This is a genomic window from Pantoea sp. X-Soil-TKNS-1207 (assembly GCF_059730485.1).
In genome coordinates, this window is sequence record NZ_AP035958.1 from 1,595,865 (window position 1) to 1,610,075 (window position 14,211).

17 protein-coding genes are annotated in these 14,211 nt (G+C 62.3%); all 17 read left to right on the top strand.

Translation table 11 applies throughout. The features are described 5' to 3' along the window. Positions 1-58: 58 nt before the first annotated feature. The 17 genes from AC6I8V_RS07305 to AC6I8V_RS07385 all read left to right on the top strand — a co-directional run bounded on the left by AC6I8V_RS07305 (position 59) and on the right by AC6I8V_RS07385 (position 14,053). Complete coding sequence (locus AC6I8V_RS07305) at positions 59-451, top strand: hypothetical protein (protein WP_497845218.1); 393 nt, start codon at positions 59-61, stop codon at positions 449-451. Between the two features lie 192 nt (positions 452-643). Then, complete coding sequence (locus AC6I8V_RS07310) at positions 644-1,372, top strand: beta-ketoacyl synthase chain length factor (protein WP_497845219.1); 729 nt, start codon at positions 644-646, stop codon at positions 1,370-1,372. After that, entirely contained in the window at positions 1,365-2,162 is a 798-nt protein-coding gene (locus AC6I8V_RS07315; protein ID WP_497845220.1) for a lysophospholipid acyltransferase family protein, read from the top strand. The genes AC6I8V_RS07310 and AC6I8V_RS07315 overlap by 8 nt, the downstream gene beginning before the upstream one ends. Positions 2,163-2,164: 2 nt before the next feature. Continuing rightward, on the top strand, positions 2,165-2,422 hold the full coding sequence (locus AC6I8V_RS07320) for a phosphopantetheine-binding protein (RefSeq protein WP_497845221.1): 258 nt from the start codon (positions 2,165-2,167) through the stop codon (positions 2,420-2,422). Positions 2,423-2,433: 11 nt separating this feature from the next. After that, the gene (locus AC6I8V_RS07325; RefSeq protein ID WP_497845222.1) at positions 2,434-2,685 is read left to right on the top strand and encodes an acyl carrier protein; all 252 of its coding nucleotides are present in this window, start codon (positions 2,434-2,436) and stop codon (positions 2,683-2,685) included. Between the two features lie 7 nt (positions 2,686-2,692). Continuing rightward, positions 2,693-3,253 (top strand): COG4648 family protein, encoded by a 561-nt coding sequence (locus tag AC6I8V_RS07330; protein ID WP_497845223.1) that lies wholly within the window; start codon positions 2,693-2,695, stop codon positions 3,251-3,253. Next, positions 3,250-4,578, top strand: coding sequence for an AMP-binding protein (locus AC6I8V_RS07335; RefSeq protein ID WP_497845224.1), 1,329 nt, complete (start codon positions 3,250-3,252; stop codon positions 4,576-4,578). The genes AC6I8V_RS07330 and AC6I8V_RS07335 overlap by 4 nt, the downstream gene beginning before the upstream one ends. Beyond that, positions 4,565-4,912 (top strand): 3-hydroxyacyl-ACP dehydratase FabZ family protein, encoded by a 348-nt coding sequence (locus tag AC6I8V_RS07340; protein ID WP_497845225.1) that lies wholly within the window; start codon positions 4,565-4,567, stop codon positions 4,910-4,912. The genes AC6I8V_RS07335 and AC6I8V_RS07340 overlap by 14 nt, the downstream gene beginning before the upstream one ends. Beyond that, entirely contained in the window at positions 4,906-6,600 is a 1,695-nt protein-coding gene (locus tag AC6I8V_RS07345; RefSeq protein ID WP_497845226.1) for a glycosyltransferase family 2 protein, read from the top strand. Before AC6I8V_RS07340 ends, AC6I8V_RS07345 begins: the two co-directional genes overlap by 7 nt. Further along, positions 6,593-7,009: an acyl-CoA thioesterase gene (locus tag AC6I8V_RS07350; RefSeq protein ID WP_497845227.1), complete on the top strand. Its 417-nt coding sequence runs from the start codon at positions 6,593-6,595 to the stop codon at positions 7,007-7,009. The genes AC6I8V_RS07345 and AC6I8V_RS07350 overlap by 8 nt, the downstream gene beginning before the upstream one ends. Beyond that, complete coding sequence (locus tag AC6I8V_RS07355) at positions 7,006-7,617, top strand: LolA family protein (RefSeq protein ID WP_497845228.1); 612 nt, start codon at positions 7,006-7,008, stop codon at positions 7,615-7,617. The genes AC6I8V_RS07350 and AC6I8V_RS07355 overlap by 4 nt, the downstream gene beginning before the upstream one ends. After that, positions 7,601-9,901 (top strand): MMPL family transporter, encoded by a 2,301-nt coding sequence (locus AC6I8V_RS07360; RefSeq protein ID WP_497845229.1) that lies wholly within the window; start codon positions 7,601-7,603, stop codon positions 9,899-9,901. Before AC6I8V_RS07355 ends, AC6I8V_RS07360 begins: the two co-directional genes overlap by 17 nt. After that, positions 9,898-10,470: a DUF3261 domain-containing protein gene (locus AC6I8V_RS07365; RefSeq protein WP_497845230.1), complete on the top strand. Its 573-nt coding sequence runs from the start codon at positions 9,898-9,900 to the stop codon at positions 10,468-10,470. Before AC6I8V_RS07360 ends, AC6I8V_RS07365 begins: the two co-directional genes overlap by 4 nt. Continuing rightward, positions 10,467-11,624, top strand: a complete 1,158-nt coding sequence (locus AC6I8V_RS07370; protein WP_497845231.1) for a beta-ketoacyl-[acyl-carrier-protein] synthase family protein — start codon at positions 10,467-10,469, stop codon at positions 11,622-11,624. Before AC6I8V_RS07365 ends, AC6I8V_RS07370 begins: the two co-directional genes overlap by 4 nt. Next, positions 11,617-12,093: a hotdog family protein gene (locus AC6I8V_RS07375; protein WP_497845232.1), complete on the top strand. Its 477-nt coding sequence runs from the start codon at positions 11,617-11,619 to the stop codon at positions 12,091-12,093. The genes AC6I8V_RS07370 and AC6I8V_RS07375 overlap by 8 nt, the downstream gene beginning before the upstream one ends. Beyond that, positions 12,090-12,821, top strand: coding sequence for a 3-ketoacyl-ACP reductase FabG2 (locus AC6I8V_RS07380; RefSeq protein ID WP_497845233.1), 732 nt, complete (start codon positions 12,090-12,092; stop codon positions 12,819-12,821). Before AC6I8V_RS07375 ends, AC6I8V_RS07380 begins: the two co-directional genes overlap by 4 nt. Next, a complete protein-coding gene (locus AC6I8V_RS07385; protein ID WP_497845234.1) occupies positions 12,818-14,053 on the top strand; it encodes a beta-ketoacyl-ACP synthase in 1,236 nt (411 codons plus the stop codon). Before AC6I8V_RS07380 ends, AC6I8V_RS07385 begins: the two co-directional genes overlap by 4 nt. Positions 14,054-14,211 lie beyond the last annotated feature (158 nt).

Genomic DNA, 14,211 nt, shown 5'->3' on the forward strand with positions numbered 1-14,211 from the left:
GTAATTTTACGCGCGACCGCCTGAGTTGCGGTTTGCCATGACAGGGGAAAAAAAGGAAATGAAGAAGAATTTATTGGCTGTTGCTTTCGTTATTACCGCCGCGTTGTTGACGGGTTGTGCTTCACGTACAGCGCCGATCGATAACATCAATCAAACGCTGAGCCAGAACTACAGCGACAGCCAGATGAAAAACGCCATTATTGAAGCTGGCATCAGCCGTCAGTGGATCATGACGCCGGCGGGTCCGGGCGTGATCAATGGCCGCCTGGCGCAGCGTGGTCATTCTGCGGATATCCGCGTGACCTACACCCCTCATGGCTACAGCATTCAATACGTGGGCAGCCAGAATCTGTTAGCCAGTGGCGGCCAGATCCACCGTAATTACAACCGCTGGGTGCACAACCTTGACCAGGATATCCAGCTGCGTCTTGCCGCCCAGGCTGCCAAATAACGGCGTCCGCGCAGGATTGTCGCCAGGTTGTAAAGTTAGCCAGTATACTGCCGAAATAACGTCTGACGGGCCGGTTGTCCGTCTGGCGCCCCGGCAGTCATCCGTCGTTGGCGAATGACTGGAACCAGGCAGGGAAGGGATGCCGTACAGTGAAAATCTGACCATCCCTGAGGCTTATGAAAGAATGCAGGTATGAAACTCGCTTACACGCTCATCGACTGGCACGCCGCTGCGCCTGGCCTTGCTACTGCCAGCGCCTGGCAGCAGTGGGGCCAACAGGCTCCGCTGATTGATGCCACCCAACCCATCGCTAAACCGCAATTTCTGCCGATGATGACGGCGCGACGTCTCAGCGTCGGCAGCCGGGCGGCGGTGGAGTGTGGGCTGGCGTTACTGGCGCGTCAGCAGGTGGATGCCGTGGTATTTACCAGCCGCCACGGTGAACTGGAGCGTAACCTGCGCATTCTCACCACGCTGGCGCAGCAACAGGCGCTATCGCCGACCGATTTTGCCATGTCCGTGCACAACTCCGCGGTTGGCAGTCTGACCATTGCGGCACGTCAGCCGCTGGTCGCCAGCTCGCTGTCAGCGGGGATCGACAGCTTCCAGCAGGGATTAATTGAAGTCACATCCTTGCATCAGGCGGGCTATCGTCAGGTGCTGCTGGTGGATTTTGACGGCCAGGTGCCGGATTACTATCGCCCGTGGCTGGCTGATATGCCGTTCAATGCCCCCTACGCGGTCGCGCTGCTGCTGGGTGCGGGCGATGACTGGCGCTGTCAGGCGCAGGCCCGGTCTGACCCCCAACCTGATGCGCTACCCCAAAGTTTGCTCTGGCTGCACGCGATGCTGAGCCAGCAGCGCACCTTTAGCGTGCAGGGCGAACGCCATCAATGGCTGTGGGAACATACGCATGGCTGACAACACCTTGCCGCTCGGACGCACGGCGTTCAATTATTACTGGCGACTGGTGATGACCGCCGTCTGTTTTACCCTGTTCAGCGTCGGCGGGCTGCTGCTGTCGTTGATCTGGTTCAACCTGCTGCTACTGGTGCAGGGCGATGCGGTGCGCCGCCGTCAGATCGCCCGTCGTAGCATCGCCTTCAGCTTCCGCTGCTTTTTGCGTTTTTGCCGCTTTGTGGGCGTCTATGACTATCACATCGAGGGGGCGGCGCTGCTGCAACAGGATCGTGGCTGTCTGATTGTCGCTAACCATCCGTCGCTGATTGATTACGTGATGATTGCCTCGGTGATGCCGGAGATGGATTGCCTGGTGAAAGCGGACCTGCAACGCAATCTCTTTCTGCGCGGGGTGATTCGCGCAGCGGATTATCTGATTAATAGCGAAGCGGAGACGTTGCTGCCGGATAGCCAGCAGCGACTGGCGCGCGGCGATACCATCCTGATTTTTCCCGAAGGCACCCGTACCCGTTACGGCGAGCCGCTTAAGCTCCAGCGCGGCGCGGCGAATATCGCCGTGCGCGCCGGATGCGATCTGCGCGTGGTTCATATCAGTTGCAGCCAGCGTATGCTGGATAAACAAAGCCGCTGGTATCAGATTCCGCCGGTTAAACCGCTTTTTACTGTGCGCGTACAATCGCGTATTGATAGCCAGACTTTTAGCGAAGCAGATGAAGATGCGCAGCCGCTGGCGGCGCGTCGCCTGACGCGTCATCTGCAACAGGCGCTGGTCCCAGAAGAGATGAAGTAAGTATGCAAGCACTGATCAACGATATTAAACATATGATTATCGACACGCTGAATCTGGAAGATATCAGCCCGGACGATATCGACACCGATGCGGCGCTGTTTGGCGAGGGTCTGGGACTCGACTCCATCGACGCGCTGGAACTGGGGCTGGCGGTGAAAAATCGCTTTGGCGTCCAGCTCTCCGCCGAGAGCGAAACATTGCGCGCGCACTTTTTTTCCGTGGCCACGCTGGCCGCGTTTATTGAACAACAGCGAGCCTGAGAGCGGCAAAAATGACGAATAAAGACGAGATTTACCAGGAAGTTGCGGCGCTGCTGACCTCACTATTTGAAATCGATGCTGACGACATCCGCCCGGATGCGCGTCTGTATGAAGACCTTGAACTCGACAGCATCGACGCCGTTGATATGGTGGTGCACCTGCAAAAGCGCACCGGCCGTAAAATCAAACCGGAAATCTTCCGTTCGGTACGCACCGTGCAGGATGTGGTGGATGCCGTTGACCAACTGATGCGCGAAGTCTGAGGACGGGATGCGAGCGGCATTGCGACTGCTGAACGGCATTGCGCTGCTCGCCTGGCCGTTTCTGGTATGGCTGGCGCTAAGCTATCCGCAATGGCGTCCGCTGTTGCTGCTGCTGGCGCTGCTGTTTGTGTTACGCGGCTGGAGCTTACGCAAGTCGCATGGCGCACTGGCGCGTGTTGGTCTGCTGCTGGCGCTGGTGGGCTGTCTGTTGTGTCTCGCCAGCCTGTGGCTGCGCGGACAACATTTGCTGCTGTGGTATCCGGTCGTGGTCAACGCGCTGATGCTGGCGCTGTTTGGCAGCTCGCTGTGGAGCGCCATGCCGCTGGTGGAACGTCTCGCCCGGCTACGTGAACCGCAACTTCCCGCGCGCGCGGTGCGCTATACCCGTCGCGTAACCCAGGTCTGGTGCGGCTTTTTTCTCTTCAATGGCAGCGTGGCGTTGATCACCTGCCTGCTGGCGGATCTCTCGCTATGGACACTCTGGAATGGATGCATCAGCTATCTGCTGATGGGGACGCTGATGGGCGGCGAATGGCTGCTGCGTCAGCGGATGAGGAGACAGGCATGAAGGTACAGGCCATCGCCCACTGGCTGCGCGCCGACGATCGCACCGTCGCCTGGCACGGGCAGCAGCAATATCGCTTAACCAGCCTGCGCCAGCAGGTGATCGCCTTGTGCGCGCGCCTGCAAACGCAGCCAGGGCAGCATTGGGCGCTGTGTTTTGACAACAGCTATCACTTCACCGCGGCGTTGCTGGCGTTATGGCATCTGGGAAAAACCCCGGTCATTCCCGGCCATTGCCGCGCCGCACAGCTGAATGAGATGGCCGCCAGCCTTGATGGGGTGATCAGCGATATGCCGCTGGACATCACGCTGCCGCATCTGCGCTGGGATGGCGCGCAGGCGGAGGGCACGCTGCCGGATATCGCGCCCGATGCCACCCTGGTGCTGTTCACCTCCGGTTCCACCGGCAACCCACGCCGGGTGGTGAAGTCGGTGCGCGCGCTGGACCTCGAAGCGCAATGGCTGGCGACGCTGTGGGGCGCACGCCTGCAACAAAGCCACATCATTGCCTCGGTCAGCCATCAGCATCTGTATGGCCTGAGCTTCCGTATCGTGTTGCCGATGGCGCTCGGTTTACCTTTCGCCGCGCAGCAGCTGTTTTACAGCGAACAGCTGGCCGATCAACGCCCCGATCGGCGTTATAGCCTGATCAGCAGCCCGGCGTTTTTACGTCGCCTCGACCCGGATCTCCCGTTGCCGCACTGCGAACTGATTGTTTCGGCAGGCGGCGCGCTGCCGTGGCCGGATGCCGAACGCACCCGGCAGCGTTTAGGCTGTGCGGTGGATGAAATCTACGGCAGCACCGAAACCGGGGTTATCGCCTGGCGTCACCTCAGCGCGGCGCAGACGCCGTGGCACTGTTTTCCGGCGGTGCGGCTGGCGGCGCTGGCGGATGACAACTGGTGCGTCTTTTCACCGTTGCTGGAAACCGCCGACGGCTGGCCGCTGGACGATCGCCTGGTGCAGCAGCCGTCCGGCCATTTTCAGCTGGCCGGCCGTCAGGATCGGGTGGTGAAGATCGAAGACAAACGCGTCTCGCTGAGCGAGATTGAACGCCGCCTGCTGGCGCTGCCGGGGGTTGATGATGCCGCCGCGCTGGCGATCCAGCGTCATGGCCGTCAGGCGATTGGCGTGGTGCTGGCGCTGCCGCAAACGCTGGATGCCGCCGATCTGACGCAACGTAAACAACAGTGGAAACAGGCATTGCAACCCTGGCTGGAGCCGGTGGCGATGCCGCGCTACTGGCGTGTCGTCACCGCCATCCCGGTGACCGCGCAGAGTAAACGCGCGTGGCCGCAAATTGAGGAGCTTTTTCATGTTGCCGGTTGAACTTGATGCGCAGCAGCACGACGACACGCTGACGCTGCGCCTGCATGTGGCTGACGACCTGTTCTGGTTTCGCGGCCATTTCCCCACGCTGCCGATCCTGCCGGGCGTGGCCCAGCTCGACTGGGTGATGCACTACGGTCTGACGCGTCTGGCGCCGGGCAAAAGTTTCGCCTCGATTGACAACATCAAATTCCAGCAGCCGGTGCCGCCGAATGCGCAGCTGGAGCTGCAACTGCACTGGCAGGCGGAGAAATCACTGCTCAGCTTCACCTATAGCCTGCTGGCTGATGGCGGCCCGTCGGTTGCCAGCAGCGGGAAGATTCGCCTGTGCTGAGTCCGCATTTTGCGCCCTGCGTGCTGATCCCCTGCTATAACCACGGCGCGATGCTGGCGTCGGTGCTGCAACGTCTCGCGCCCTTTAATCTGCCGATCATCATTGTCGATGATGGCAGCGATGCGCAGACGCGCCAGCAGATTGACGCGCTCAGCGCGCCGCAGCTGCAAATCCATCGGCTGGCGACCAATCAGGGCAAGGGCGCGGCGGTGATCGCCGGAATGCGCGTGGCCGCTGCCGCCGGATTCAGCCACGCGTTGCAGCTGGATGCCGATGGTCAGCATCAGGTGGAAGACACGCCGCAGATGCTCGACGAAGCGCGCCGCTATCCCGATTGTCTGATCTCCGGCCAGCCGGTTTACGATGCCTCGATTCCCAAATCGCGTCTGTATGGGCGCTACATCACCCATTTCTGGGTGTGGGTCGAAACCCTGTCGCTGTCGCTGAAAGACAGCATGTGCGGCTTCCGCGTCTATCCGCTGGGGCCGTCGCTGGCGCTGTGCGATCGTCAGCCGATCGGCCAGCGCATGGATTTTGATACCGAAATCATGGTGCGTCTCTACTGGCAGGGCACGCCGAGTCGCTTCCTTGCGACGCGCGTCACCTATCCGGCGAGCGGGTTGTCGCACTTCGACGCGCTGCGCGACAACCTGCGTATCTCCTGGATGCACACCCGGCTGTTCTTTGGCATGTTGCCGCGTATGCCGCAGCTGCTCAGGCAGCGCCGTCAGACGCAGCACTGGGCGGCAACGCCGGAACGGCGGGGGCAGTGGGGGCTGCGCTTTATGCTGTGGCTGTATCAGCGCGCCGGGCGGCTGCCGTTTTTGCTGCTGCTATGGCCGGTGGTGGCGGTGTACTGGCTGAGCGGCCGCCAGGCGCGCGCCGCGTCGCAGCAGTGGCTGACGCGGGTGCGGCAGTGCGCGCAGCAGGAAAATCGTCGCCTGACCGGGCCGCTGACCAGCTATCACCACTTTCTGCGTTTCGGCCACAGTATGCTGGACAAAGTCGCCAGCTGGCGCGGCGATGTGCAGTGGGGACGGGATATCGATTTTGCCCCCGGCGCAGAGGCGGTGATCCGCGCGGCCGATGGCACCGGGCATCTGATCCTCGCCTCGCATCTGGGGGATATCGAAGCCTGCCGCGCGATGGCGAAGCAGGTGAGCGGTCTGGTGATTAATGCGCTGGTGTTTACCGACAACGCCCAGCGTTTCCGCGCGGTGCTGGAGAGCATTGCGCCGCAGGCCGGGGTCAATCTGATGCCGGTCACGGATATTGGCCCGGATACCGCTATCCTGCTGCAACAGAAGCTGGATGCGGGCGAGTGGGTGGCGATTGTCGGCGACCGCACGGCGGTGCATCGGCAGCGCGGCGGCGAGCGCCGCGTCGTCTGGAGCGAATTTCTCGGGCAGCCCGCGCCCTTTCCGCAGGGGCCGTTTTTACTGGCGGCCGCGTTGCGCTGCCCGGTGCTGCTGATGTTCGCGCTGCGCGAACAGGGCAAGCTGCGGGTACATTGCGAAGCCTTTGCCTCACCGCTGCTGCTGCCGCGTGCCAGCCGTCAGCAGGCGTTGCAGCAGGCGGTGGATCGCTATGCCCGGCGGCTGCAACATCATGCGTTTCTTGCGCCGCTGGACTGGTTTAATTTTTACGATTTCTGGACGTTGCCCGAAGAGGAGAACAGCGATGAGTGAGCAGAACCACCGTGCCGAGGTGGAGATTGTGGTTTCGTTTCACGACTGTGACCCGATGGGCGTGGTGTGGCATGGCAACTATTTCCGCTTCTTTGAAGTGGCGCGCGAAGCGCTGCTGCGCGGCGTCAACTACAGCTACAGCGAGATGGCGGCCAGCGGCTATGTCTGGCCGGTGGTGGACGCGCGGGTGAAATATCGCCTGCCGCTGCGTTGCGAAGAGGCTATCCGCGTCGCCGCCTGGATCAGCGAATATGAAAACCGCCTGCGCATTGATTACGCCATCAGCAACGCGGCGGGGCAGGTGACCACCAAGGCCCACACCATTCAGGTGGCGGTCAGTCAGGCCACGCAGGAGATGTGTTTTGTCTCGCCTGACATTTTGTTTGAACGTCTGGGAGTGCAACCATGAAACGAATTGTGATGACGATACTGCTGCTGTGGAGCGTCAGCGCCAGCGCAGTCACCCTTGAGCAGCTGCAACAACGTTTTGCCAGCCAGCCGGTGATCCGCGCTAACTTTGTCCAGGTGCGCACCATTGCCGGCATGTCGCAGCCGCTGGTCTCGCGCGGCCAGTTACTGATCGCCCGGCAGCAGGGGTTGTGGTGGCAGCAAAATACGCCATTCCCGATGACGCTGCTGCTGGATGATAAACGCATGGTGCAGAGCCTGAGCGGCCAGCCGCCGCAGGTGATCACCGCCGATAGCAACCCGCAAATGTTCCAGTTTAACCATCTGCTGCGCGCGCTGTTTCAGGCCGACGAAAAGGTGTTGCAGGAGAATTTCACCCTCAATTTTCAGGATAAGGGCGGCGATAACTGGCAGCTGGATCTGACGCCGAAAGCGGCACCGCTGAATAAAATTTTCGAGCGTATCGAATTGCAGGGCGCAGCCTTCCTCAATCACATCACGCTGGATGATAAACAGGGCGATAAAACCGATATCACCCTGAGCGACACCCGCACCACGCCTGATCATCTCACCGACGAGGAGCGCGCGCGTTTTGCTGCGACACAGTGAAAAAACGCTGGCGCTGCTGTGGCTGGCGGTGTGCCTGGCGCTGGCAATTGCGCTGGCCTGCCTGTTGCCGCGCAGCCAGCTGAACAGCAGCGTGCTGGCCCTGCTGCCGCAGCAGACGCTCGGCCAGGCACCGGCGGATATCCAGCAGGGATTTATGCAGCGCCTCGATCGGCAGCTGGTATGGCTGGTCAGCGCCAGTGATCAGGATGGCGATGCCGCCGCAGCCTGGTGGCAAGCGCAGCTACAGGCCCTGCCGATGCTGCGCCAGGTCAGCGGGGCGATGGACGACCAGCAGATGGCGCGCTGGGGCAGCTTCGCCTGGCAGCATCGTAATGGTTTGATCGACGATGCCACCCGTGCGCGTCTGCAAAACGGCGGGGCAGGGCAGGCTGACTGGATTCTGGCGCAGCTGTTCTCCGCCTTTGCTGGCGTCAGCAGCAAAGAGTTGCAGCACGATCCTTTGCTGCTGGTGCGTGGCGCGCAGCTGGCGCTGCAACAAAACGCCAGCAAAATGGTGCTGCATAACGGCTGGCTGACGGTGAACGATCAACAGCAGCGCCGCTGGTATTTTCTGCATGGCGAACTGGCGAGCAATGCGTTCAGCATTCAGCAAAGTCATCAGCTGGTCAGCGCGCTAAACCAGCTGGCGCAGCAACTGAAAACCCGCTGGCCGGATGCGCAGCTGCTGACGCGCGGCACCGTGTTGTTCAGCGATGATGCCAGCCAGCGCGCGCAGCATGATGTGGAAACCCTCGGCAGCGCCACGCTGGTCGGGCTGCTGTTGCTGATTTGGCTGGTGTTCCGCTCGCTGCGTCCGCTGGCGCTGTGCGCTTTGTCGGTGGCGATCGGCGCGATGGCCGGTACGGTGGCGACGCTGTTGTGCTTTGGCGAGCTGCATCTCACCACGCTGGTGATGAGCCTCAGCATTGTCGGCATCTCGGCCGATTATACGCTCTACTATCTGACCGAACGTATGGTGCACGGCGATCAATCCACCCCGTGGCAAAGCCTGCACAAGGTGCGCGCCACGCTGCTGCTGGCGCTCGCCACCACCGCCATTGCCTGGCTGCTGATGCTGCTGGCACCGTTCCCCGGTTTACGCCAGCTGGCGGTGTTTGCCGCCTGCGGCCTGAGCGCCTCCTGCCTGACGGTGATCTGTTTCTATCCGTGGCTGGTGCGCGGCCTGCCGGTACGTCCGGTGCCGGGCATGGTATGGCTGGCGCGCTGGCTGGCTGCCTGGCGCCGCAATCGGCTGCTGCAATGGGGACTGCCCGCGCTGGTGGCGCTGTATGCGCTGACCGGGATGCTGCAACTGAAGATTGACGACGATATCGCCCATCTGCAAAGCGCCCCGGCCCAGCTGCTGGCGCAGGATCGTCAGCTGTCGCAGCTCACCGGCCAGCAGGCGGATCAAACCTGGTTTGTGGTGTGGGGCGATAACGAACAACAAACGCTGCAACGGCTGAGCGCGCTGGCTCCCCGGTTGCAGCAGGCGCAGCAGCAGGGCTGGCTGGCGGGCTATCGCCTGCTGCCGCTCAGCGCGCTGGCGCAGCAACAGCAGGATCTGGCGCTGCTGCGTCAGGCGGCTCCGACCGTCGCCGCGCGCCTGAAACAAGCCGGCGTCACCCCGGCAGACCCCGATCTCAGCGCTATGCCGGTCACGCCAGAAAACTGGCTGGCAAGCCCGCTGAGCGAAGGCTGGCGATTGCTGTGGCTGTCGCTGCCGGACGGGCTCAGCAGCGTGCTGGTGCCGGTCAATGGCGTGCGCGACAGCGGCGCGTTGCAGCAGCTGGCCGGGAAACAGCCGGGCGTCAGCTGGGTCGATCGCAAGGCCAGCTATGATCAGCTGTTTGCCTTCTGGCGCAGCCTGCTCAGCGGCCTGCTGGCGCTGGCGCTGCTGCTGATCACCCTGAGCTATCTGATCCGGCTGGGGCTGAAAGCGGGGCTGCGCAGCGCGCTGCCGTCGTGGCTGTCGCTGGCGGCGGCACTGGCCACCCTCGGCTGGACGGGTGCCAGCCTCAATCTGTTTGCTTTGCTGGCGCTGATTCTGGTGCTGGGCATCGGCATCAATTACACGCTGTTTTTCAGCAACCCCCGCGGCACGCCGCTTACCTCAATGCTGGCGGTGACGCTGGCGATGATGACCACGCTGCTGACGCTCGGTATGCTGGTATTCAGCAGCACCGCGGCTATCAGCAGCTTTGGTATCGTGCTGTGCAGCGGCATCTTCTGTGCATTTTTGCTGGCGCCGCTGGCGCTGGTGCAGAAAAGGAAGCAACGATGAATAAGGGCATGATTCTGCTGCTGATCAGCCTGCTGCTGGGCGGTTGCGCGCAGCACAACAGCCAGGCCAATCGACCAACCGCCTGGCTGAAGCCGGGGGTGCGCGTGACGCTGCCCGCGCCGGGTATTGCGCCCGCGTTCCAGCAGCAGCAGCTGTTAACCGGCCACGCCCAAGGGAAAACCCAGTCGCTGCTGGTGCTGCTGGCGGCGGATGGACAGCAAATCAGCCTGGCCGGGCTGTCGTCGCTCGGCATTCGTCTGTTCCGCGTCACCTATGACAGCAATGGCATCCATACTCAGCAGATGATGGCGCTGCCGGAAATGCCGCCCGCCAGCCAGGTGCTGGCTGATATTATGCTCAGCCACTGGCCAATCAGCGCCTGGCAGCCCCAGCTGCCGCCGGGCTGGCAGTTAGAGGATATTGGCGATCGACGCGAGCTGCGCGATCCGGCGGGCAAGGTGGTGACGCTGATTCGTTACATGCAGCGCGGCAGCCAGCGCACGCCGATCAGCATCGATCAGCGCGCCTTTGGTTATCAGATACAGATTCAACAGCTGGACGCATCATGATCTACATCTCGGCATACGGCATGGTTAACGCGCTGGGCAACAGCCTGGCGCAGATCGCCACCCAGCTGCAACGGGGCGTCGCACCCGGTATGCAGCTGCGCGAGGGCTGGCTGGCGGGCGACAAACCGTGCTGGCTGGGTGCCGTGCAGGGCGCTTTGCCGCCGGTTCCCGCTGCGCTGGCGGCGCATAATAGCCGCAACAATCAGCTGCTGCTGGCGGCGCTGGCGCAGATCCGCCCGGCGGTGGAGGCGGCCATCGCGCAATACGGTCGCGACCGCGTGGCGGTGATCCTCGGCACCAGCACCTCGGGCGTTGATGAAGGCGATCGTCAGGTGAGCGGCGGCGTGGCGGGTTACGATTATCGTATGCAGGAGATGGGCGATCCCTCGCGCTTTCTGGCGCATTATCTTGAGCTGGATGGCCCGGCCTATACCCTGTCCACCGCCTGTTCCTCCAGCGCCCGCGCCATTATCAGCGGCGAGCGGTTGATTGCGGCTGGCCTCGCCGACGTGGCGCTGGTGGGCGGCGCCGACTCACTCAGCCGAATGCCGATTAATGGTTTCGCCAGCCTGGAGTCGCTCTCGGAACGCCATTGTGCGCCGTTCAGCCGCGATCGTGACGGGATCTCGATCGGTGAAGCGGCGGCGCTGCTGTTGCTGACGCGTGAACCGCAGCCGCTGGCGTTGCTGGGTGCCGGTGAATCCTCGGACGCCTGGCATATGTCGGCACCGCACCCGGAGGGCGTCGGGGCCGAACGCGCCATGCTGATGGCGCTGCAACAGGCGGGGTTAGCCCCGCAGCAGGTGGGGTATATCAATCTGCATGGCACCGCGACGCCGCTCAACGATCAGGTGGAGTCGGCGGTGGTGCACCGCCTGTTTGGCAACAGCGTCCCCAGCAGTTCAACCAAGCATCTTACCGGTCATACGCTGGGCGCGGCCGGTGCCACCGAAGCGGCGCTGTCCTTGCTGCTGCTGGATCACCACTTACCTTTGCCGCCGCAGGATTTCTCGCAGGCCGAGCGCGATCTCACGCTGCCGGATTGCGGTCTGATTACCGAGGCGCAGCCGCTGGCGCGTCCGGTGATTGCGTCTAATTCTTTTGCTTTTGGCGGGAACAACACCTGCCTGATTACAGGACGAGTCGATGGCTGATTTTCTGCCGGTAAGCGCGTATTTACCGCACCAGGCCCCGATGCTGCTGCTGGATCGCGTGATTGCGGTAACCGCAGACCGCGTGATCTGCGAAGTAACCATTGACGCGCAGGGCGTGCTGGCGCCGTTTCTCACCCCGCAGGGCGAATTGCCCGCCTGGTTTGGCGTGGAGATCATGGCGCAGACGGTGGGCGTCTGGTCTGGCTTTCATGCCAGGCAGCAAGGCGCAGACGCCATCCGCCCCGGAATGCTGCTGGGCGGGCGCGGCTACCGCGCCGCCACTGCCGCCTTTGCCGCAGGCATCACTTTGCAGGTGGAGATGCATCTGCTGATGCGTGATGAGCGACTGGGCAGTTTTGAAGGGGAAATCCGCCACGCTGCCGCGCAGCTGGCCAGCGGCCGCCTCAACACCTATCAACCGAACGACGATGAATTACAACGATTATTGCCACAAGGAAATCAGCCATGACACGTAGCGTATTAGTGACCGGCGCGAGCAAGGGAATCGGACGTGCCATTGCTCTGCGCCTGGCACAGGATGGTTTTAATGTGGTGGTGCATTATCACCGTGACGCGGCGGGCGCCAGCGCGACGCTGGCGCAGCTGGCGGCGGCGGGCGGTACCGGGCGCACGCTGCAATTCGATGTCGCGCAGCGTGATGCCACGCGTGCCGCGCTGGAACAGGATATCGCCGCGCACGGCGCCTATTATGGCGTGGTCAGCAATGCGGGCATCACCCGTGATGCGGCGTTTCCGGCGCTGAGTGACGAAGAGTGGGACAGCGTGATCCATACCAATCTCGACAGCTTCTACAACGTCATTCACCCCTGCGTAATGCCGATGATTGGCCTGCGTAAAGGCGGACGCATCATTACGCTCTCTTCAGTGTCGGGCATTATGGGCAATCGCGGCCAGGTCAACTACAGCGCGGCGAAAGCGGGCATTATCGGTGCCACCAAGGCGCTGGCGATTGAGCTGGCGAAACGCAAAATTACCGTCAACTGCATCGCGCCAGGGCTGATCGACACCGGCATGACCGATCTGGAGCCGCAGGTGATTGACGAAGCCATGAAGATGATTCCGATGAAGCGTATGGGCGCGGCGGAAGAGGTGGCCGGACTGGCCAGCTATCTGATGTCGGATATCGCGGGCTACGTCACGCGTCAGGTGATTTCAATCAATGGAGGTATGCTGTGATACAGCGCGTTGTCGTAACCGGGATGGGCGGCGTCACAGCCTTTGGCGAGAGCTGGTCGGCAGTGGCCGCCCGCCTGAAACAGGGGCAGAACGCGGTACGCAAAATGCCGGAATGGCAGGTGTACGACGGGCTGCATACGCTGCTGGGCGCACCGGTGGATGACTTTACGCTGCCGGATCACTACACGCGCAAGCGTATCCGTGCCATGGGGCGTGTGTCGCTGCTGGCGACCCGCGCCACGGAGCTGGCGCTGACGCAGGCCGGGCTGATCGACCATCCGGTCCTGACCAGCGGTGAGACCGGCATTGCCTATGGTTCCTCCACCGGCAGCACCGGTCCGGTGAGCGAATTCGCCACCATGCTGACGGAAAAACACACCAACAACATCACCGGCACCACCTACGTGCAGATGATGCCGCACACCACGGCGGTGAATGCCGGGCTGTTTTTTGGTCTGCGCGGTCGGGTGATCCCAACCTCCAGCGCCTGTACCTCGGGCAGCCAGGCGATTGGTTATGCCTGGGAAGCGATTCGTCACGGCTATCAAACCGTGATGGTGGCGGGGGGCGCGGAAGAACTCTGTCCCTCCGAGGCGGCGGTGTTCGACACGCTGTTCGCCACCAGCCAGCGCAACGATGCGCCGCACACCACGCCAGCGCCCTTCGATCAGCAGCGCGACGGGCTGGTGATTGGCGAAGGGGCAGGGACGCTGATTCTGGAGTCGCTGGAACATGCGCAGGCGCGCGGCGCCACCATTTACGCCGAGCTGGTGGGTTTTCACACCAACTGCGACGCGGCGCACATCACCCAGCCGCAGCGCGAAACCATGCAAATCTGCATCGAGCGCGCGTTGCAGATGGCGGGCGTTAGCGCGGATCAGATTGGTTACGTCAATGCCCACGGCACCGCCACCGATCGTGGCGATATTGCGGAAAGTCAGGCGACTGCGGCGGTATTTGGCGCCAATACGCCGATATCGTCGCTGAAAAGCTACTTCGGCCATACCCTTGGCGCCTGTGGGGCGCTGGAGGCGTGGATGAGTATTGAGATGATGCGCGAAGGCTGGTTTGCCCCGACGCTGAACCTGACGCAGCCTGCGGCGGAGTGTGGCGAGCTGGATTACATCATGGGTGAAGCGCGTCAGCTTGAGACCGATTATATCCAGTCAAACAACTTCGCTTTTGGCGGCATCAATACCTCGCTGGTGTTCCGCCGCTGGCGTGATGCCTGACGGTAAAACCGGACGGTTTCAGCGCGACTGTAACCGTCCATCCGCGCTACCTGATTGAAAACCCTGCCTTTGTCCTGCCGCTGCGCAACCCTGTTCCGTCATCCCTGCGATCGCGCTGCTCAAACGCTGCCTGAATGATGCCAGTCACCTGGCAGGAT